17 protein-coding genes are annotated in these 18,165 nt (G+C 68.2%); 6 read left to right on the top strand and 11 right to left on the bottom strand.

All coding sequences use genetic code 11. The annotated features are described in order from the left end of the window. Nucleotides 1-26: 26 nt before the first annotated feature. Nucleotides 27-1,424, bottom strand: a complete 1,398-nt coding sequence (locus tag HWX08_RS20030) for a sigma-54 interaction domain-containing protein (protein WP_069256756.1) — start codon at nt 1,422-1,424, stop codon at nt 27-29. A gap of 248 nt (nt 1,425-1,672) precedes the next feature. On the opposite strand from HWX08_RS20030, the gene HWX08_RS20025 reads away from it, so the two are divergent. From HWX08_RS20025 to HWX08_RS20015, 3 genes are read left to right on the top strand one after another with little or no spacing between them, the layout of a single operon-like run. After that, nucleotides 1,673-2,557: an MBL fold metallo-hydrolase gene (locus tag HWX08_RS20025; protein ID WP_069256757.1), complete on the top strand. Its 885-nt coding sequence runs from the start codon at nt 1,673-1,675 to the stop codon at nt 2,555-2,557. Nucleotides 2,558-2,585: 28 nt separating this feature from the next. After that, nucleotides 2,586-4,253 (top strand): bifunctional protein tyrosine phosphatase family protein/NAD(P)/FAD-dependent oxidoreductase, encoded by a 1,668-nt coding sequence (locus HWX08_RS20020; RefSeq protein ID WP_174921944.1) that lies wholly within the window; start codon nt 2,586-2,588, stop codon nt 4,251-4,253. A gap of 18 nt (nt 4,254-4,271) precedes the next feature. Beyond that, entirely contained in the window at nt 4,272-5,078 is an 807-nt protein-coding gene (locus HWX08_RS20015) for a sulfite exporter TauE/SafE family protein (protein WP_174921945.1), read from the top strand. A 107-nt stretch (nt 5,079-5,185) separates the two neighbouring features. On the opposite strand, the gene HWX08_RS20010 is transcribed toward HWX08_RS20015, so the two are convergent. The 4 genes from HWX08_RS20010 to HWX08_RS19995 form a co-directional block, all read right to left on the bottom strand. Continuing rightward, nucleotides 5,186-6,007: an ABC transporter permease subunit gene (locus HWX08_RS20010; protein WP_069256760.1), complete on the bottom strand. Its 822-nt coding sequence runs from the start codon at nt 6,005-6,007 to the stop codon at nt 5,186-5,188. Further along, the gene (locus tag HWX08_RS20005; RefSeq protein ID WP_006488137.1) at nt 6,004-6,930 is read right to left on the bottom strand and encodes an ABC transporter permease subunit; all 927 of its coding nucleotides are present in this window, start codon (nt 6,928-6,930) and stop codon (nt 6,004-6,006) included. The genes HWX08_RS20010 and HWX08_RS20005 overlap by 4 nt, the downstream gene beginning before the upstream one ends. Then, complete coding sequence (locus HWX08_RS20000; RefSeq protein WP_174921946.1) at nt 6,927-8,087, bottom strand: ABC transporter ATP-binding protein; 1,161 nt, start codon at nt 8,085-8,087, stop codon at nt 6,927-6,929. Before HWX08_RS20000 ends, HWX08_RS20005 begins: the two co-directional genes overlap by 4 nt. 85 nt (nt 8,088-8,172) lie before the next feature. Then, nucleotides 8,173-9,267 (bottom strand): polyamine ABC transporter substrate-binding protein, encoded by a 1,095-nt coding sequence (locus tag HWX08_RS19995; protein ID WP_174921947.1) that lies wholly within the window; start codon nt 9,265-9,267, stop codon nt 8,173-8,175. A gap of 419 nt (nt 9,268-9,686) precedes the next feature. Between HWX08_RS19995 and HWX08_RS19990 the strand changes: the two genes are divergently transcribed. After that, the gene (locus HWX08_RS19990; protein WP_021159754.1) at nt 9,687-9,890 is read left to right on the top strand and encodes a DUF1289 domain-containing protein; all 204 of its coding nucleotides are present in this window, start codon (nt 9,687-9,689) and stop codon (nt 9,888-9,890) included. A 75-nt stretch (nt 9,891-9,965) separates the two neighbouring features. Here HWX08_RS19990 and HWX08_RS19985 read toward each other — a convergent pair whose 3' ends face one another. The 3 genes from HWX08_RS19985 to HWX08_RS19975 form a co-directional block, all read right to left on the bottom strand. Then, nucleotides 9,966-10,607 carry an OmpW/AlkL family protein gene (locus tag HWX08_RS19985; protein ID WP_174921974.1) on the bottom strand — a complete coding sequence of 214 codons (642 nt, stop codon included), beginning with the start codon at nt 10,605-10,607 and terminating at the stop codon, nt 9,966-9,968. A gap of 65 nt (nt 10,608-10,672) precedes the next feature. Then, nucleotides 10,673-11,863: an NAD(P)H-dependent flavin oxidoreductase gene (locus tag HWX08_RS19980; RefSeq protein ID WP_174921948.1), complete on the bottom strand. Its 1,191-nt coding sequence runs from the start codon at nt 11,861-11,863 to the stop codon at nt 10,673-10,675. Nucleotides 11,864-11,985: 122 nt separating this feature from the next. Beyond that, the gene (locus HWX08_RS19975) at nt 11,986-13,422 is read right to left on the bottom strand and encodes an aldehyde dehydrogenase family protein (protein WP_174921949.1); all 1,437 of its coding nucleotides are present in this window, start codon (nt 13,420-13,422) and stop codon (nt 11,986-11,988) included. A gap of 348 nt (nt 13,423-13,770) precedes the next feature. On the opposite strand from HWX08_RS19975, the gene HWX08_RS19970 reads away from it, so the two are divergent. Then, nucleotides 13,771-14,136, top strand: coding sequence for a hypothetical protein (locus HWX08_RS19970; protein WP_069256766.1), 366 nt, complete (start codon nt 13,771-13,773; stop codon nt 14,134-14,136). A gap of 270 nt (nt 14,137-14,406) precedes the next feature. Here HWX08_RS19970 and HWX08_RS19965 read toward each other — a convergent pair whose 3' ends face one another. Further along, nucleotides 14,407-14,886, bottom strand: coding sequence for a YjjA family protein (locus HWX08_RS19965; RefSeq protein WP_069256767.1), 480 nt, complete (start codon nt 14,884-14,886; stop codon nt 14,407-14,409). Nucleotides 14,887-15,186: 300 nt separating this feature from the next. Here HWX08_RS19965 and HWX08_RS19960 point away from each other — a divergent pair, with 300 nt between their 5' ends. After that, nucleotides 15,187-15,744 (top strand): hypothetical protein, encoded by a 558-nt coding sequence (locus HWX08_RS19960; RefSeq protein WP_174921950.1) that lies wholly within the window; start codon nt 15,187-15,189, stop codon nt 15,742-15,744. Between the two features lie 35 nt (nt 15,745-15,779). Here the strand turns inward: HWX08_RS19960 and HWX08_RS19955 are convergent, their stop codons facing one another. Together HWX08_RS19955 and HWX08_RS19950 are read right to left on the bottom strand one after the other, a co-directional pair. Continuing rightward, a complete protein-coding gene (locus tag HWX08_RS19955; RefSeq protein ID WP_174921951.1) occupies nt 15,780-17,018 on the bottom strand; it encodes an MFS transporter in 1,239 nt (412 codons plus the stop codon). Nucleotides 17,019-17,052: 34 nt separating this feature from the next. After that, nucleotides 17,053-18,156, bottom strand: coding sequence for a 3-deoxy-7-phosphoheptulonate synthase (locus HWX08_RS19950; RefSeq protein ID WP_174921952.1), 1,104 nt, complete (start codon nt 18,154-18,156; stop codon nt 17,053-17,055). Nucleotides 18,157-18,165: the final 9 nt, after the last annotated feature.

Here is an 18,165-nt window from a genome sequence, read left to right as displayed (position 1 = left end):
CCTGCCGCTGCCAGCCGCCCGCCCGTTCAGCGCTCGCGCGACCCGAGCCCGAGCGCCTTCATCCGCCGGTACAACGTCCGCTCGCTCATGCCGACCTGTTCGGCGAGCGCCTTGCGCGTGCCGTCGAACGTGCGCGCGATGCGCACCAGCTCCGCGTCCGACACGCCGCGCGCATCGGCCGTATGGTCCTGCGGCGCCGCCGATGCAGCGACCAGCTCCGCTGGCAGATGCTCGATCCGGATCGTCCCGTCATCCGCGAACAGGCACGCGCGTTCGAGCACGTTGCGCAGCTCGCGGATGTTGCCCGGCCACGCATACGCTTCGAGGCACGCCCGTGCGGGCTCGGTCAGCACGAACGGCCGGGCCGCGAACGGCCGCGCGCTCCCGTCGCCCGCACTGGCGCGCGCGTTCGCGATCCGCCGCAGGATCGATTCGGCCAGCAGCGCAATGTCCCCGCGCCGGTCGCGCAACGCCGGCAACGGAATCGGAAACGCATTGATCCGGTAATAGAGGTCCTGCCGGAACCGGCCGTCGTCGATCATCTCGCGCAGCGGTTTGTGCGTCGCCGCGACCAGCCGAAAATCCGCGCGCAGCGCCTCGACGCCGCCGACGCGGCGGAACGTGCCCGACTCGATCAGGCGCAGCAGCTTCACCTGCATCGGCAGCGGCACGTCGCCGATCTCGTCGAGGAACAGCGTGCCGCCCTGCGCGGTTTCGACGAGCCCCGGCTTGCGCTGGTTCGCGCCGGTGAACGCGCCCTTCTCGTACCCGAACAGCTCGCTCTCGAACAGCGTCTCGGCGATCCCCGAGCAATCGACGACGACGAACGGCCCCATCGCGCGGTCGCTCGCCTCGTGCAGCGCGCGGGCGAACAGTTCCTTGCCGGTGCCCGACTCACCGAGCAGCAGCACCGGCAGCATCGAAGGCGCGACGCGCTGCAATGCGCCGAGCGCCGCATTGAACGCGTCGGCGCCGCCGACGAGCCCTTCCGCACTCGGCTGCGCGGACGCGCTGCGCACCGTCGTCAGCCGCTCGACGTACGCGATCACGTTGCCGGACGCATCGAAGATCGGCCGCAGCTCGACGTCGACATGCTCGGGGCCGCGCGGCGTGTGGTGGATGTGCAGCACGCGGTTCAGCCCGCGCGATTCGAGCGCCTGCTTCATCGGGCAATGCTCGCCGGCCTGGTCGCACGGCACGTCGTAGTGATGCGAGACCTGGAAGCAGTGCCGGCCCACGTGCTCGACGCCCGCGACGCCGAACTGGCGCCGGTACGCATCGTTCGCCGCGAGGATGCGGTAGTCGGGATCGACGACGATCATCGGTTGCGGATCCTGCTCGAGATACGCGACGAGCGCGCGCACGTCGGGCATGACGTCGCGGCGCGGCACGGGGACGATCGGGATGGTGTCGTGCGGATTCATGCGGACGCTCGGTGTAGGGCTGCCTGACGAACTGCCACGCAGACTGCCAATTCTGCCACGGTACTGCCAGTCGTGGCAGTCCACCGTGTCGAACCGGTGCCGGCGACACCCGCGCATCGCCGCGGCCGCACCGAAAATCCGAGCCGAATCAAGTCCCTGGCAGATCGGTCGGCACTGCGATGCAGGCTGGCACGCTTCTTGAATTACTGATCCCGATTGCAGATGCAGAACCCGATCGAGGACACCCCGTGAGCAACGCCCCCGCCCTGTCGGTCGAAGGCTTTTTCGACCCGGCGACCCACACCGTCAGCTATCTGCTGCTCGATACCGCAAGTCGCGCGTGCGCGCTGATCGACAGCGTGCTCGACTACGACCCGACCTCCGGCCGCACGCACACGGCGAGTGCCGACCGGCTGATCGCCCGCGTCGCCGAACTCGGCGCGGACGTGCACTGGCTGCTGGAAACCCATGTGCACGCCGACCACCTGTCGGCCGCGCCGTACCTGAAGGAACACGTCGGCGGCCGGATCGCGATCGGCGCGCACGTGTGCCGCGTGCAGCATGTGTTCGGCACGCTGTTCAACGCGGGCCCAGGCTTCGCGCAGGACGGCCGCCAGTTCGACCGGCTCGTCGACGACGGCGACACGCTCGCGCTCGGCGCGCTGACGATCCGTGCGCTGCACACGCCCGGCCATACGCCCGCGTGCATGACCTACTGCGTCGACGATGCCACGCAGCGTGCGGCGTTCGTCGGCGACACGCTGTTCATGCCCGACTACGGCACCGCGCGCTGCGACTTTCCCGGCGGCGATGCGCGCACGCTGTACCGCTCGATCGCGCGCGTGCTCGCGCTGCCGCCCGACACGCGCCTGTACCTGTGCCACGACTACCAGCCGGGCGGCCGCGACGTGCAGTTCGTGACGACAGTGGCCGAGCAGCGCCGCGCGAACGTGCACGTGAAGGACGGCGTGACCGAGGACGATTTCGTCGCGATGCGCACCGCGCGCGACGCGACGCTCGCGATGCCGGTGCTGATGCTGCCGTCCGTGCAGGTCAACATGCGCGCCGGCCACCTGCCCGAGCCCGAAAACAATGGCGTGCGCTACCTGAAGATCCCGCTCGACGCGATCTGAGCCGCACGCACCACCGGAGAACCCCGACATGACCCTTCGCAAGCTGACCGACGCGCTGTCGGTCTCGCCGCAGATCGCGGCGGCCGACTTGCCCGCGCTGCACGCGGCGGGCATCCGCGCGATCGTCTGCAACCGGCCCGACGGCGAAGGCCCCGACCAGCCGACCGTCGCCGAGATCCGCGCGGCCGCCGCGCCGCTCGGCATCGACGTGCATTACCTGCCGGTCGATACGGGCAAGGTCACCGACGACCAGGCCGCGCAGTTCGGCGCGCTCGTCGCGTCGCTCGACGGCCCGCTGCTCGCGTACTGCCGCAGCGGCACGCGCTCGGCCACGCTGTGGGCGCTGTCGCAGGCAGGGTCGCGTCCGCTGAACGACATCGTCGCCACCGCCGGTGCGGCCGGCCATGACCTGAGCGCGCTCGCGTCGCGTGTCGACCAGGGGGGCCGACAGGCGGCACCGGCCGTCGACGCGCGGCACGACATCGTGATCGTCGGCGCGGGTGCGGCCGGTATCGCGGTCGCATCGAGCCTGCTCGCGCGCGACGCGTCGCTCGACATCGCGGTGATCGACCCGGCCGACGTTCACTACTACCAGCCGGGCTGGACGATGGTCGGCGCGGGCGTGTTCCGGCCCGAGACGACCGCGCGCCAAGTCACCGACGTGCTGCCGCGCGGCGTGCGCCGGATCCAGGCCGCCGTCGCGGGCTTCGAGCCCGACGCGCATACGGTCGTGCTCGACGGCTGCCGCCGCATCGGTTATCGCAAGCTCGTCGTGTGCCCGGGGCTCAAGCTCGACTGGGAGGCGATCGAAGGCCTCGCCGACACGCTCGGCCGCAACGGCGTCACGTCGAACTACCGCTACGATCTCGCGCCGTACACGTGGGAACTCGTCCGCGCGTTCCGCGGCGGCAATGCGCTTTTCACGCAGCCGCCGATGCCGATCAAGTGCGCGGGCGCGCCGCAGAAGGCGATGTACCTGTCGTGCGACCACTGGCGCCGCGCGGGCCGCCTCGGCGCCGCGAACGTCGAATTCCTGAATGCGGGCGGCGCGCTGTTCGGCGTCGCCGATTACGTGCCCGCGCTGATGGAGTACGTGAAAAGCTACGACATCGCGCTGTCGTTCGGCCACAACCTCGTCGCGATCGACGGGCCCGCACGCCGCGCGACGTTCGCACGCGCGCTGCCGGACGGCGGCAAGGAAACCGTCGTGCGTTCGTTCGACATGATCCACGTCGTGCCGCCGCAAAAGGCGCCCGACTTCGTGCGCGCGAGCCCGCTCGCCGACGCGGCCGGCTGGATCGACGTCGATCCGGCGACGCTGCGGCACAAGCAGTTTCCGGACATCTACGCACTCGGCGACGTCACCAACACGACCAATGCGAAAACCGCCGCGGCCGCCCGCAAGCAGGCGCCCGTCGTCGCGCACAACCTGCTTGCATCGCTCGGCCGCGCGCACGGCGACGCCGCGTACGACGGCTACGGCTCGTGCCCGCTCACCGTCGAGCGCGGCAAGATCGTGCTCGCCGAATTCCTGTACGGCGGCAAGGTCGCGCCGACCTTCCCGGCGTGGCTGATCGACGGCAAGCGCCCGTCGCGGCTCGCGTGGCTGCTCAAGGCGCGCGTGCTGCCGCCGCTCTACTGGAAGGCGATGCTCAAGGGCCGCGAATGGCTCGCGAAGCCCGCGATCGCACGTTGACCGGAGCCCGATGACGTCATGCTGATTTCCCTCGTACTCGGCGGCTTCGTCGGCGCCGTGCTCGGCCTGACCGGCGCCGGCGGCGGCATCCTCGCGGTGCCCGCGCTGGTGGTCGGGATGAGCTGGCCGATGCAGCAGGCCACGCCCGTCGCACTCGTCGCGGTAGCGGGCAGCGCCGCGCTCGGCGCGCTCGAAGGCTTTCGCCGCGGGCTCGTGCGCTATCGCGCGGCGCTGCTGATGGCCGTGGCCGGCGTACCGCTGACCACGCTCGGCGTACGGCTCGCACACGTGCTGCCGCAGCGCCTGCTGCTCACGCTGTTCGCGCTGACGATGCTGGTCGTCGCGGCCCGCCTGCTGCGGCAGGCGCTGCGGCGCGCGCCGGCCGACGCGGAGGCGTCGCCGCTGTGCGTCGGCCGCGTGAATCCCGATACGGGCCGGCTCGTGTGGTCGTGGCCGGTGGGCGTCGCGCTCGCGTCGACCGGCGCGGTGACCGGCCTGATGACGGGGCTGCTCGGTGTCGGCGGCGGCTTCGTGATCGTGCCGATGCTGCGCAAGTTCACGAACGTGTCGATGCACGGCGTGGTCGCGACGTCGCTGATGGTGATCGCGCTCGTCGGTACCGGCGGCGTGCTCGCGACGCTCGTGTCGGGCACGCGCGCGCCGCTCGACGTGACGCTGTGGTTCACCGTCGCGACCGCGCTCGGCATGGCCGCCGGTCGCGGCGCGGCGCGCCGCCTCGCCGCGCGGCACGTGCAGGCCGGATTCGCGGCCGTGCTCGTCTGCGTCGCGCTCGGGCTGCTCGCGAAGGCGGCGTTCGGCGCATGAACCGTCGGCGGCTGCCGATACGCACCGCCACACAAATCAAAACGCCCGGGCCGACTCATCGTCGGCACCGGGCGTTTTTCATCGCGATGGCGATCGCCACCCGAGCGTCAGGCGGCGAACCCCGCCATCCGCTTGCGTTCCTGGCGCAGCATCACGAAGTTCGCGATCACGACGCCGGCCGTCACCGCGATGATGAACAGCGTCGCGAGCGCGTTCATCTCCGGGTTCAGCCCGAGACGCACGCGCGAGAACACGACGAGCGGCAGTGTCGTCGAACCGGGGCCCGACAGGAACGCCGACAGCACGAGGTCGTCGATCGACAGCGTGAACGAAAGCAGCCAGCCCGCGATCAGCGCCTGCGAGATCAGCGGCAGCGTGATCGTGAAGAACACCTTCAGCGGCGTCGCGCCGAGATCGAGCGCGGCCTCCTCCAGCGACGGATTCAGCTCGCGCACGCGCGACTGCACGATGATCGCGACGTACGAGATGCACAGCATCACGTGGCCGAGCCAGATCGTGAAGATGCCGCGCTCGGCCGGCCAGCCGATCCACTTCGCGAGCTCGATGAACAGCAGCAGCAGCGAAATCCCCTGGATCACCTCGGGAATCACGAGCGGCGCGTTGATCATCCCGCTGAACAGCGCGAAACCGCGAAAGCGCCCCATCCGCGCGAGCACGAAGCCGGCCCACGTGCCGATGAACACCGACGCGAACGCGGTCAGCACGCCGATCTTCAGCGACAGCCACGCGGCCGTCAGCAGTTCGTCGTCGGCGACGAGCGCCGAGTACCAGCGCAACGAGAAACCCGACCACACGGTGACGAGCTTCGACTCGTTGAACGAGTAGACGATCAGGCTGATGATCGGGATGTACAGGAACGCGAAGCCGGCAAACAGCGCCGCGAACTGCAGGTAACGATTCGGCTTCATCGACGGCCTCCCTGTTCCTTCGCCTGGAAGTGCTGGAACATCGCCATCGGCACGAGCAGCAGCAGCACCATCGCGCAGGTCACGGCCGACGCCATCGGCCAGTCCGCGTTGTTGAAGAACTCGTTCCACATCACGCGGCCGATCATCAGCGTGTTCGCGCCGCCGAGCAGCTCCGGAATCACGTACTCGCCCACCGCCGGGATGAACACCAGCAGGCAGCCCGCGATGATCCCGTTCTTCGACAGCGGCAGCGTGATCTGCACGAACGCCTTCCACGGCTTCGCGCCGAGGTCGTACGCGGCTTCGAGCAGGCGCAGGTCCATCTTCACGAGGTGGGCGTACAGCGGCATCACGAGGAACGGCAGGTACGAATACACCATCCCGATGTACACCGCGTAATTGGTGCGATACAGCTCGATCGGCGTATGCGTGAGACCGATCCACATCAGGAAGTTGTTCAGCAGCCCGTTGTTCTTCAGGATGCCGATCCATGCGTACACGCGGATCAGGAACGACGTCCAGAACGGCAGCATGACGCCCATCATCAGCAGGTTGCGGGTTGCCGGGTTCGAGCGCGCGATGTAGTACGCCATCGGATAGCCAAGCAGCAGGCACAGCAACGTCGTGATCGCGGCCACCCACACCGAGTTCACGTAGGTCGCGAAATACAGGCTGTCGGTGAACAGGAACGCGTAGTGCGACAGGTTCAGCGCGATGTGCACGACGCCGTCGGCATACGACGCCAGCTCCGTATACGGCGGGATGCCGAGCTGCAGCTCCGCGAAGCTGATCTTGACGACCAGCACGAACGGCACGAGGAAGAACAGCACGAGCCACGTGAACGGGCCGGCGACCACCGCCGTCGCGCCCGTCAGGTTGAAGCGCCGCACCGGCCACTCGAGCAGGGACTTGAACGCGTTCATGACGTCAGCACCACGCCGGCCGTGGCGCTCCAGCGCACGTAGATCTCGTCGCCGAGCGCCGGCGTGTCGAGCTCCGAAATCGCGAGGCTCGACACGTTCGCGATCACCGTCTTGCCCGCGTCGAGCTTCACGTGATACAGCGAGTAGCCGCCCACGTACGCGACGTTGCTGATCCGGCCGCGCGCCCAGTTGAACGCGCCTTCGGGCGGCTTGCGCGTGAGCGCGATCCGCTCGGGGCGCACCGACACCGTGACCGGCATCCCGAGCGGGCCCGAGATCCCGTGGCTCACGTACAGCCGGCTCGGCAGCTCCGGCGATTCGATGTAGACGTGGTCGGGCTCGTCTTCGACGGTCACGCCGTCGAACAGGTTCGTCGAGCCGATGAATTCGGCCGAGAAGCGGCTGTTCGGATATTCGTACACTTCGTTCGGCGAGCCGATCTGCACGATCTGCCCTTCGCTCATCACCGCGAGGCGGTTCGCCATCGTCATCGCTTCTTCCTGGTCGTGCGTGACCATGATGCAGGTGACGCCGACCTTGTTCAGAATGTTGACGAGCTCGATCTGCGTGCGCTGGCGGATCTGCTTGTCGAGCGCGGACATCGGCTCGTCGAGCAGCAGCAGCTTCGGCCGCTTGACCAGCGAACGCGCGAGCGCGACGCGCTGCTGCTGGCCGCCGGAAAGCTGATGCGGCTTGCGCTTCGCGTACTTGCTCATCTGCACGAGTTCGAGCGCCGACGCGACGCGCTCCTTCAGCTCGGCCTTCGGCGTGCCCTCCTGCCTGAGACCGAACGCGACGTTCGACTCGACCGACATGTGCGGGAACAGCGCATACGACTGGAACATCATGTTCACGGGCCGCTTGTACGGCGGCATCTGCGCGAGGTCCTCGCCGTCGATCAGGATCTTGCCCGACGTGACCGTTTCGAGGCCCGCGAGCATCCGCAGCAACGTCGACTTGCCGCAGCCCGAGCTGCCGAGCAGCGCGAACAGCTCGCCCTGGCGCACGGTCAGGTTGACGCTGCGCACGGCTTCGGTGTCACCGAATTTCTTGACGACGTCGACGATCTGGACAAAGGTCTCGGCGCGCGTACCGGCGCCGGAGGAGGACACGGAGGACGGCGCGCCCGCGACCGGCGCACCCGACTGGCTATTCATGATGTGCTGCTTCTCTCCTGCGTTGAACGAACAAAGCCCCCGGGGGCACCAGGGGCTTCATGACTGCTTTGAACGCCGGCTCGCGTCAGCGGCCCGACTTCAGCTCGGTCCACAGACGCGTCTGCAGACGCTGGATTTCAGGCGGCAGCGGCTTGAGCAGGAACAGCGTCTTCACGACGTCGGCCGGCGGATAGACGGCCGGGTCGTTCGCGACGTCGGGCCGCACGTACTTGCGGGCCTCGGCGTTGGCGCTCGGGTAGTACACCGCGTTCGTGATCGCCGCGTGCACCTTCGGATCCTCGATGTAGTTGATCCACTGCAGCGCGGCGTCCTTGTTCTTCGCGTCCTTCGGGATCGCCATTACGTCGAACCACACCGGCGCGCCGCCCTTCGGAATGTAGTACTCGATCTTGTACGCCTTCTTCGCCTCGATCGCGCGATGCTTCGCGATCACCACGTCGCCCGACCAGCCGAACGCGAAGCAGATGTCGCCGCCGACCAGGTCGTTGATGTAGCTCGACGAGTTGAACTGCGTGATGTACGGGCGAATCTTCTTCAGCACCTCCATCGCGGCCTTGTAGTCGGCCGGGTTCGTGCTCATCGGATCCTTGCCGATGTAGTGCAGCGTCGCCGCGAACATCTGGTCCGGCGCGTCGAGCACCGACACGCCGCAGGTCTTCAGCTTCGAGATGTTTTCCGGCTTGAACAGGATGTCCCAGTTGTCGAGCGGCACCTTGCCGAGCGCCTGCTGCGCCTTGGTCAGGTTGTAGGCAAGGCCCGTCGTGCCGTACGCCCACGGCACCGAGTACTTGTTGCCCGGGTCCGCGCCGGCGACGAGCGCCATCAGTTGCGGATCGAGGTACTTGAGGTTCGGCAGCTTCGACTTGTCGAGCGGCGCGAAGATGCCGGCGGCGATCTGCTTGCCCGCGTAGTTGCTGGTCGGCACGACGATGTCGTAGCCCGAGCTGCCCGTCAGCAGCTTCGCCTGCAGCGTGTCGTCGCTGTCGTAGTTGTCGTAGCGGACCTTGACGCCCGTCTGCTTCTCGAAGTTCGGGATCGTGTCCTTCGCAATGTAGTCCGACCAGTTATAGACATTGAGCTGCGTATCCTTCGCCGCCGCCGCCGATGCACCCACGCACAGCGCGAGCGCCGCGAACCGGCCCACTACCTTTGCTTTCATCCCGTTCTCCCTCCGGCCGGACCGTGTGTCCGGCTGCCGTCTGCCTCGTCATGACGGCGCATTCTGGCGCGCCGCCCCTCGAAAACCCCGAAAACTACCATCATTCGCGCCCCGTCACAAAAAAATCATGCCGGTGTCGCGCAAACGGAACAGATTCCCGCCGTCGGCCACGCTGGCCGCCCGCACGGCGGGGCGTTCCCGGGGAATTCTATCGGGTAATCGGCGGCTGTCCACCGGGAAAAACGGACGGCGGCGAAACCGCGCGCGTCGCCCGAACGCGCCCCGTGCGGCGGCTGCCCCGGCCCCGGCCGTACCGTCACGCCGCCGCACCTTGCGGGCACGCCGGCCGCGCCCGCCCGGCCGTCCGGCCGCGATGCATTAAAATGGCGGCTGACGATTCAACCGCGCGAACCCTTCCGATGGCCTCCAATCTCCACGACCTACCCGACAGCCCCTGCATCGGCGTGTGCTCGACCCTGTTCGACGAAGTCTGCAAGGGCTGCGGCCGCACGGCCGCCGAAGTGTCGAACTGGGTGTTCCTGAGCGACGACGAAAAGCGCGCGGTGTGGGAGCGCATCCAGCGCGAAGGCACCGCGATGCGCTTCCAGTACGACAAGCTGTAAATCCGCCGCGCATAAAAAAAGCGGCATGCCGACCGCCATGCCGCCAACCCCAACTCTGTTTTTTTCCCGCCGCGTCTAGAACTTCATCCCGACGCCCACGCCGACGATCAGCGGATCGATGTGCAGCGTGCCGATGCCCTTGTCGCCGAGCGTCGCATCGGTGCTCATCCAGATCTTCTTCACGTCGACGTTCATGAACACCTTCTTCGTCAACTGCACGTCAACGCCGAACTGCAGCGCGGGGCCGAAGCTGCTCTTGTTGATCGACACGCCCTCCCCGCCGACGTTGAGCCCGTTGTTGTAGAAGTACGTGTAGTTCACCCCCGCGCCGACGTACGGACGTACCTTGCCGGCGTGGTTGAAGTGGTACTGCAGCAGCAGCGTCGGCGGCAGCACGCCCACGCCGCCGAGATTGCCGAGGCTCGACGTCAACTGATGCCTCGACGTGCCGAGGATCAGTTCGACGCCGAGGTAGTCGCGGATCATGTACGTGAAGTCGAGCTCGGGCACGATCGCGTTGTTCACGCCGACGTTCAGCGCGCCCAGCGTATCGCTCGCGCGTTCGTTCGGCTGGATGCTGATCGCACGCAGCCGGACCAGGACGTCGCCCTGGTTGATGCCGTCGCCGGGCGAGGCCGCGTGCGACAGCGAAGGCATCGCGGCGAAAGCGGCTGCAACAGCCGCAGCGGTAATAAAAGTTCGAATCGTTTCATGCATGGTACGGACCCCCAAAGAATGGTTCCCATTTTCCTTGCAGGGTCTTTTCGTCATGTTGATATCCGTCAAGCCAGCGTAAACGTGGGACGGTTTGCCGCAGGCTCCGTCGCACTGCCTGTGAGCAGCAGGTCGAGCAGATCGCGCACGCTGCGGATCGCGCGGCCGAACGGCAACGCTTCGCGGCCGCGGAAGAACAGCCCGTTCGCGACGTCGCCGCGCAGCGCGGCCGCGAGCCGCGTGTCGATGCAGAAATGGCCGAACTTCTCGATGCCGTCGCGCAAGCCGCAGACGCTCAGGCATTCGAGCGCGGTCGGGCAGCGCTGTTTCAGCGCACCGAGCTTGGTGCGGATGCGTGCCTCGTTGCGCAGGTAACGATCGAGCCACGGCGTCTTCACCGCACGTGCAGGCAGCCCCGTCACGCTGACGAATTCGACGATGTCGTCGGGCGTCGCGTCGGCCAGCACGCGCTTGAAGTGCGGATGCGCATCGCCTTCTTCCGTCACCGCGAACGGTGTCCCGACCTGCACGCCGTTCGCGCCGGCCTCGAGCGCCGCGCGCACCGCGTCGTGACTGTTGATCCCGCCCGCAACGATCAACGGGATCGTTTCGCGCGCGAGCCCGAGCGATGCCATCACCTGCGCGGCTTCGTCGAGCACGCGCGCGAAATCGAAGCGGCCGTCGTGCATGTCGTCGATCTGCGTGACGCCGAGATGGCCGCCCGCATGTGCCGGATGCTCGATCACGATCGCGTCGGGCAGGCGCCCCTTCTTCATCCACTTCTTCAGTACGAGCGCGATCCCGCGGCTATCCGACAGGATCGGAATCAGCGCGATGTCATGCCCTTGCGTGAGGTCGGGCAGGTCGAGCGGCAGGCCCGCGCCCATCACGATCGCGTCCGCGCCTGCGTCGCACGCGACCCGCACGTAGTCCGCATGCGCGCTCACGGCCTTCATCACGTTGACCGCGATCATCCCGCGCCCTTCGCCGTAGGTCTTCGCCAAGCGGATCTCGCGTGCGAGCGCTTCGCGGTTCGCGGCCTCGAGCGTCGCGCGATCGGGTTGCGCGCGGCAACGCGCGAGCAGATCCGCATGATGGTGGCGCAGGTCGATGCTCGCGATCGTGCCGACCGCGCCTTCGCGCGCGACGCTGCCCGCCAGCCGGTGCGCGGAGATGCCGACGCCCATGCCGCCCTGCACGACGGGCAGCAAGGTGCGGCCGCGAATCGTCAGCGGCGGAAAGGAAGTGCGTACGGTCATCGGTTACCTCGTCGAAACATCGGAACCGCGATGATCGACGATCCACCCGCGCGCACCTTGACGGCCGTCAACAAAAAACGGCACGCGAGCGTGCCGTTTCCGGTCCGGGCCGTGACGAACGCTCAGGCCGGCTTCGCGGGCTTGAGTTGCATCGACTTGTACTCGAGATATTCTTCGAGCCCGTACACGCCGTTCTCGCGGCCGTGACCCGACTGCTTGTAGCCGCCGAACGGCGCGGCCATGTTCCACGCGCCGCCGTTGATGTCGACCTGCCCGGTGCGGATGCGGCGCGCGACGCCCATCGCGCGTTCGTCGCTGCCGGCCCACACCGCGCCGCCGAGCCCGTACGGCGAATCGTTCGCGATGCGCACGGCTTCGTCTTCGTCGCGGTACGTGATGATCGACAGCACCGGCCCGAAGATTTCTTCCTGCGCGATCGTCGATTTCGGATCGACGCGGCCGAATACGGTCGGCTTCACGAAGAAGCCCTTCGCGAGCCCGTCCGGCATACCCGTGCCACCCGTGACGAGTTCCGCGCCTTCGTCGATCCCGCGCTGAATGTATGCCTGCACGCGCTGCTGCTGCACGGCCGACGCCAGCGCGCCGAGGCGCGTCGCGTCCTGCCGCGGATCGCCCGCGACGTAGGTTTCGGCCGCCGCCTTCGCGATTTCGCGCGCCTCGTCGTAGCGGGCTTCCGGCACCAGCATGCGCGTGTGCGCCGAACAGGTCTGCCCCGCGTTCAGGTAGCACGCATTGACCGTGCCCTTCACCGCCGTCGCGAAATCGGCATCGTCGAGGATCACCGAGGCCGACTTGCCGCCCAGCTCGAGCGCGACGCGCTTGACGCTCGCGGCCGCCAGCTCGGCCACGCGCTTGCCGGCGCGCGTCGAGCCCGTGAACGACACCATGTCGACGTCCGGATCGGTGGCCAGCACCTCGCCGACGACCGGGCCGTAGCCGCACACGAGGTTGAACACGCCGGCCGGCAGCCCGGCTTCGTGAATCGCTTCGGCCAGCATGAACGCGTTGAGCGGCGCGACTTCGGACGGCTTCAGGACGACCGTGCAACCGGCCGCGAGCGCCGGCGCGACCTTCAGCGTGATCTGGTTGAGCGGGTAGTTCCACGGCGTGATCGCCGCGACGACGCCGACCGGTTCGCGCACCACCAGCGAGTTGCCGACCTGCGCCTCGAATTCGAAGGTCTCGGCGAGCTTCGCGTACGCCTTCCAATTGTAGATCGGGCCGCCGACCTGGATCGCGCGCGACAGCTTGATCGGCATCCCGACTTCGCCGGTGATCGACTGCGCGAGTTCCTCGCTGCGCGCCTGCAGATGCTCGACGATCTTGCGCAGGTAGCCGGCCCGGGTCGCGGCCGGCGTGGCCGCCCATGTGTCGAACGCGGCGCGCGCCGCGCGGATCGCATCCTGCGCGTCGGATGCGACGCCTTCCGGAATCCGGCCGATCACAGCTTCGGTGCCCGAGTCGATCACGTCGATCGTGCCGGTGCCGGCCGGTTTGCGCCATGCGCCGTCGATATAGAACTGGTCGTAGATTTTCATCGTGCTGCGTCTCCTGTCGGCCAAAGTTAGCGCTCAAGTCGGCTGGAGCGGGTGCGTCAGCACCTGCTCCAGGCTTCGCATCGGGTCCCGTGCTTCGGGGAAGCCGACATTCTAACGAGCGTTGCGGACGACTGGTGTGACGATTGACAGCCATTCGAAAGAACGCCGACCGCTGCCGCATCCTCGCTGCGCCGTCGGCTGTGAACGCCGGCGCAGCGTCCGTTTCGCCGCCGCGTCAGCATCCGTCCGGGTGCGCGGCCGGGCCCGCATCGTGCTATGTTTTTATTATCGGCACCGGCCCATTGCGGCCGGCGCCGCCCGGAATCCCTGCATTTCGTGAGCGCTGCCATGTCCGACGCATCCCATACCCTCGGCTCGCAAGACCGCCTGGAGCTGCTTTGCTGGCTCACCTGCGGCAATCTCGGCGCGTTTTACCTCAACGAATCGTGGCCGGACGCCGCGTTCCAGGTCCAGGCCGCGCACCGCTGGCTCGACCGCCATCACCGCCAGGCCGACTGGCTCGCGGTCGCCAAGCTCGCGGCGCTCGCGCAGGACATCGCGAAGCGGCATGCCGGGTTCGTCGACGCGCCGTGGGCACGCGACGCGGTCGAGGAAATCGTCGATACCGACGATCTCGACTATCGGGCAAAGCTCGTCCAATGGGTATACGAAGACTGCTGCAAGGCGCTCGCGGACAAGCGGCTGGCCGATTGACGCGCGCGGTGGGCGGTACACAAACGGCGGCCGGCCAGTCCGCAGCGGCTGCCGCCATCACTCGCCGGCACGACCGCCGCGCCCGACCGGACCCTTTCCCTTCCTCCAGCGGCGGGTCGGGTGACGGTAGTCGACGCAACGCGCCGGACATACGCCGCGCCCCATTTGCGGCGAAATGCATGCGCGGGCGGCAGTCACGCGGTCATGCCGCGAATCCGTCGCGCCGGTGTTCGATATCGTGCGCCCCGTTGCAGGGTGCACGCCCCGTGCTTACAACAGCGATTTCCCTTGCGACAGCACCTTGTCACAGATCTGCTTCGTCACCTGCTGCTTCAGGCCGCCGCCGCTCAGGTCGAGCTTGTTGCCGTTGCCGGCGTCGAGGATCCCGCTCGAGCCGCTGGTGTAACCGCTGTCGGACGATGCATTGCCGCCGAGCTTGCCCATCAGCGCGTCTTTCACCGACGATGCGCCGCCGGACGCGCCGCCGAGATAGTTGTTCTGGATGCAGAACTGCAGCAGGCCCGCGACGTTGCCGGTGCTGCCCGGCATCAGCGACGAACCGCCGCCGCCCGTCAGTGCGCCACCAAGGCCGCCGAGGTTGCCGAGCGCACCGCCCGCGCTGCCGCCCGAATCGCCACCGCCGCCGACCTGCTTCAGGACATCGCCAAGCTGCGCATGGGCCACCGAAAACGGTGCGAGCAATCCGATCAGCGCGCCGGCAACGGTCGCGCGGTATAGACGTGCATTCATGTGAAGCCTCCCGGTTGTGACTGCATGACTACCGCAAATCGAATTCAAGGATACTCAATCGACCCGGACATGACAGCCTTCGTGCGCGGCCTGAAACGTCAGGCATCGTGATATATCGCCGCGATTTGACAATGCTTGACGGGGAGACGTATCACGCACGGCCGGTTCGATGCGCAACTGAAGGCACGCGCGCGCGAACGCCATTCCGTGTCGCCGGCACACGCGAAGCGTCATAGAATCGTCGGCGGCGGCCGTTCGGGCCCTCGGCCCGATCTCAATCTCGAACATGAAGGATGACGCGTGGCGCTCGCCTATCGATTTCTGCTGATCGCCGGTGCATCGGCCGCGCTGCTTGCCGACGCCGGCGCCGCCCATGCGGCGCCCCCGGCCGCAGCGACGGCTGCCGCCGCATGCCCGTCGCCTTCGTTCAACCGCTATCCCGCACCCGCCGCACGCGCGCCGCGCAAGCCGGCCGCGGCGCCCCGGCTGACCAGCAAGGAAGCCCGCCTGTATCGCACCGTCATTCGCGACGAATTCACGCAACCGGCCAATTTTGCCGGCCACTACCGCGTCGCGATCTGGGGCTGCGGAACGGATTGCCGGAATTTCGCGATCGTCGACAAGTACACGGGCGCGACCTACACAATGCCCGGCGTGAAAGTGATCGCGGGCGTCATGGGCAACGACGACGAACGCGTCGATTTCCGCGCAGGCAGTGCGCTGCTGATCGTCTCGGGCTGCTTCAACGACGACTGCGACGACAACAACGCGAAGGCCGCCCGGTTCTTCTATGAATGGACCGGCACGCGGCTGCGCGCGATCGGCGCCTGTCCGCTGGTCGTTGCGCCGGTCGAATAACCGGCGGCCGATTCGCGCGACGCTCACGAAAACCGTCACGCCGCCGGCGCGCGTGCCCCCGCGCCGCATGTCGCGACGCATACGACCGCGAGCACTACGCCGATCGACACGAACGGCGCCACCGGATGCAGTTCGTACAGCATCGTGCCGGCCAGTGGCGCGACGACCATGCTGAGCCCTTGCGCCATCGACATCGCGCCCGCGCACGCGGCCTGCTCATGCGTTTCGACGCGCGTGCTCGCGAGCGCCGCGACCGCGGGAAATGCGGCGCCCATCCCGCACGCCGCCACGAAGTAGCTCGCGCACAGCAGCAGCGGGTGCGCGGCCTCCGCGGCCAGCGCCGACACGAACCCCGCGCCACCCGCCAGCGCACCCCAGCGCAGCCATTGGAGCGGCGCGACCGCACGCAGCCGGCCGACCAGCGACTGCGTCGCGATCAACCCGATGCCGGCGCTGCCGAGCGCGTAACCGACCACCATCGACGCGTCGCCCGTTCGCACGTGCAGCCGGTCGATCACGTAAAAACCGAGCACGCTGTTCGCGATCATCACCGCGCTGTACAGCGCGAACGCGCTGTACCACGGCAGGCGTACGCGCGGATCGGTCGGCTTCAGCCGGGGCGGCGCCTGCCGCACCGCGTGCGTGCCGTCGTCGCGCAGCCGTCGCAGCCCCGCCAGCCCGACGAGCGGCAACAGCGCGAACACGGCGAGCGCGACCGTCATGTCGAACCCGGCCAGCCAGCCCGCGAGCGGCGGCGCGAGCACCATCCCGATCGCGCCCGCCGCGCCGAATCGCGCGATCGCCGACGCGCGCCCCGTGGCCAGCGTCCGGTCCGCGATCCACGCCGTGGCCGCGACGGGCAGCCCCGCATAGCAGCCGCCCATCGCCGCGCGCGTGACGAGCAGCGCGACAACGCCCGCCCACACCGGCGGCACGGCGCTGCCGCCGTCGCGCAACGCCCAGCCGACATAGCCGGCCAGCAACAGCGAGCTCGCGACGAACCCGACGATCGCCGCGCGCATGGTCGACAAGCGCCCGCGCGTGTCCGCCGCTCGCCCCCAGCGAGGCGCGACAGCCATCCACACGAGCCCGACGACGCCGATGATCGCGCCGATATGCAGCGGTTCGAGATGCATGCGGCGCGCCATCGGGCCGGCGATCGTGACGAATGCGTAGGTGCCGGCCACCATCGCGAAGTTCGCGAGCAGCAGCGGCAGCATGGACGCGCCGGCATCGGCCGGCGCTTGCAGGGATTCAGCGGAAGTCGTCGACATAAGGTGTTCCGATGGAAAAGGTAAACGACGCGCGTCAGCGCGCATGGGGGCTGTCGTCGGTCAGCAGGCAGCGGGCGCGCAACAGCGCATCCTCGGTCGCCTCCCAGCCGATGCACGGATCGGTGATCGAGCAGCCGTAGCGCAGTGCGCCGCCCAGTGGCTGCGCGCCGTCCTCGATGAAGCTTTCGAGCATCACGCCCCGGATCGCTTCGTTGCCCGCGCGCATCTGCCCGACCACATCGTCCAGCACCGCCAGTTGCCGTATCGCCTGCTTGCCGCAGTTCGCATGCGAACAGTCGATCAGCAGGTTCGGCGTCAGGCGTTGCGCGCGCAACGTTTCGACCGCGGCCGCCACCGCCGCGGCGTCGTAGTTCGGCCCGTGGCGACCGCCGCGCAGCACGAGGTGCGCGTGCGGATTTCCGGTGCTGTGCAGCAAGGCCGGACCGCCGGCGCCATCGACGCCGATGAACGTGTGCGGCCGCATGCTGGCCAGCATCGCGTGCGCTGCGATGTCGACCTGGCCGTCCGTGCCGTTCTTGAAACCGACGGGCATCGCGAGCCCCGATGCCAGCTCGCGATGGATTTGCGATTCGGTCGTGCGCGCCCCGATCGCGGCCCAGCTCACCAGGTCGGACAGGTAGTGCGGCGTCGCGACGTCCAGCACCTCGGTCGCGACCGGCAGCCCGAGCGCATTGATGTCGACGAGCAGCCGGCGCGCGGTGCGCAACCCCTCCTCGACGCGATGGCTGCCGTCGAGCCCCGGATCGTTGATCAGCCCTTTCCAGCCGACCGTCGTCCGCGGCTTCTCGAAGTAGACGCGCATCACCACGCAAAGCGCGTCGCGCACCGCGTGCGCAAGACCGGCGAGACGGCGCGCGTAGTCGAACGCGGCCGCCGGATCGTGGATCGAGCACGGGCCGACGACGACGATCCGGCGCGCGTCGCGCCGTTCGAGAATCGCGCGCACCTGCGCGCGTCCCGCGTCGACGGTCGCCCGCGCCGCATACGACGCCGGCACCGCGTGGCGCAGCGCGTCAGGCACGGGCAGCCGCGCGCCGACGCGCAACCGTTTCTCGTGATGCGGCAACGCGAACGCGCCTGCCGCACCTTGTTCGGCACAGGCCGATATCTGTTTCATGAAGATGCT

The sequence above is a fragment of the Burkholderia metallica genome (genome assembly GCF_902832845.1).
GTDB lineage: Bacteria > Pseudomonadota > Gammaproteobacteria > Burkholderiales > Burkholderiaceae > Burkholderia > Burkholderia metallica.
Note: the sequence above shows the minus strand (reverse complement) of the source record. Positions and strands in the feature narration are given on the sequence as shown.

What these genes read in the sequence shown, in the direction of transcription:
- HWX08_RS20030 (WP_069256756.1), bottom strand. Translation starts at nt 1,424, where the DNA reads ATGAATCCGCACGACACCATCCCGATCGTCCCCGTGCCGCGCCGCGAC.
- HWX08_RS20020 (WP_174921944.1), top strand. Translation starts at nt 2,586, where the DNA reads ATGACCCTTCGCAAGCTGACCGACGCGCTGTCGGTCTCGCCGCAGATC.
- HWX08_RS20015 (WP_174921945.1), top strand. Translation starts at nt 4,272, where the DNA reads ATGCTGATTTCCCTCGTACTCGGCGGCTTCGTCGGCGCCGTGCTCGGC.
- HWX08_RS20010 (WP_069256760.1), bottom strand. Translation starts at nt 6,007, where the DNA reads ATGAAGCCGAATCGTTACCTGCAGTTCGCGGCGCTGTTTGCCGGCTTC.
- HWX08_RS20005 (WP_006488137.1), bottom strand. Translation starts at nt 6,930, where the DNA reads ATGAACGCGTTCAAGTCCCTGCTCGAGTGGCCGGTGCGGCGCTTCAAC.
- HWX08_RS20000 (WP_174921946.1), bottom strand. Translation starts at nt 8,087, where the DNA reads ATGAATAGCCAGTCGGGTGCGCCGGTCGCGGGCGCGCCGTCCTCCGTG.
- HWX08_RS19995 (WP_174921947.1), bottom strand. Translation starts at nt 9,267, where the DNA reads ATGAAAGCAAAGGTAGTGGGCCGGTTCGCGGCGCTCGCGCTGTGCGTG.
- HWX08_RS19990 (WP_021159754.1), top strand. Translation starts at nt 9,687, where the DNA reads ATGGCCTCCAATCTCCACGACCTACCCGACAGCCCCTGCATCGGCGTG.
- HWX08_RS19985 (WP_174921974.1), bottom strand. Translation starts at nt 10,607, where the DNA reads ATGCATGAAACGATTCGAACTTTTATTACCGCTGCGGCTGTTGCAGCC.
- HWX08_RS19980 (WP_174921948.1), bottom strand. Translation starts at nt 11,863, where the DNA reads ATGACCGTACGCACTTCCTTTCCGCCGCTGACGATTCGCGGCCGCACC.
- HWX08_RS19975 (WP_174921949.1), bottom strand. Translation starts at nt 13,422, where the DNA reads ATGAAAATCTACGACCAGTTCTATATCGACGGCGCATGGCGCAAACCG.
- HWX08_RS19970 (WP_069256766.1), top strand. Translation starts at nt 13,771, where the DNA reads ATGTCCGACGCATCCCATACCCTCGGCTCGCAAGACCGCCTGGAGCTG.
- HWX08_RS19965 (WP_069256767.1), bottom strand. Translation starts at nt 14,886, where the DNA reads ATGAATGCACGTCTATACCGCGCGACCGTTGCCGGCGCGCTGATCGGA.
- HWX08_RS19955 (WP_174921951.1), bottom strand. Translation starts at nt 17,018, where the DNA reads ATGTCGACGACTTCCGCTGAATCCCTGCAAGCGCCGGCCGATGCCGGC.
- HWX08_RS19950 (WP_174921952.1), bottom strand. Translation starts at nt 18,156, where the DNA reads ATGAAACAGATATCGGCCTGTGCCGAACAAGGTGCGGCAGGCGCGTTC.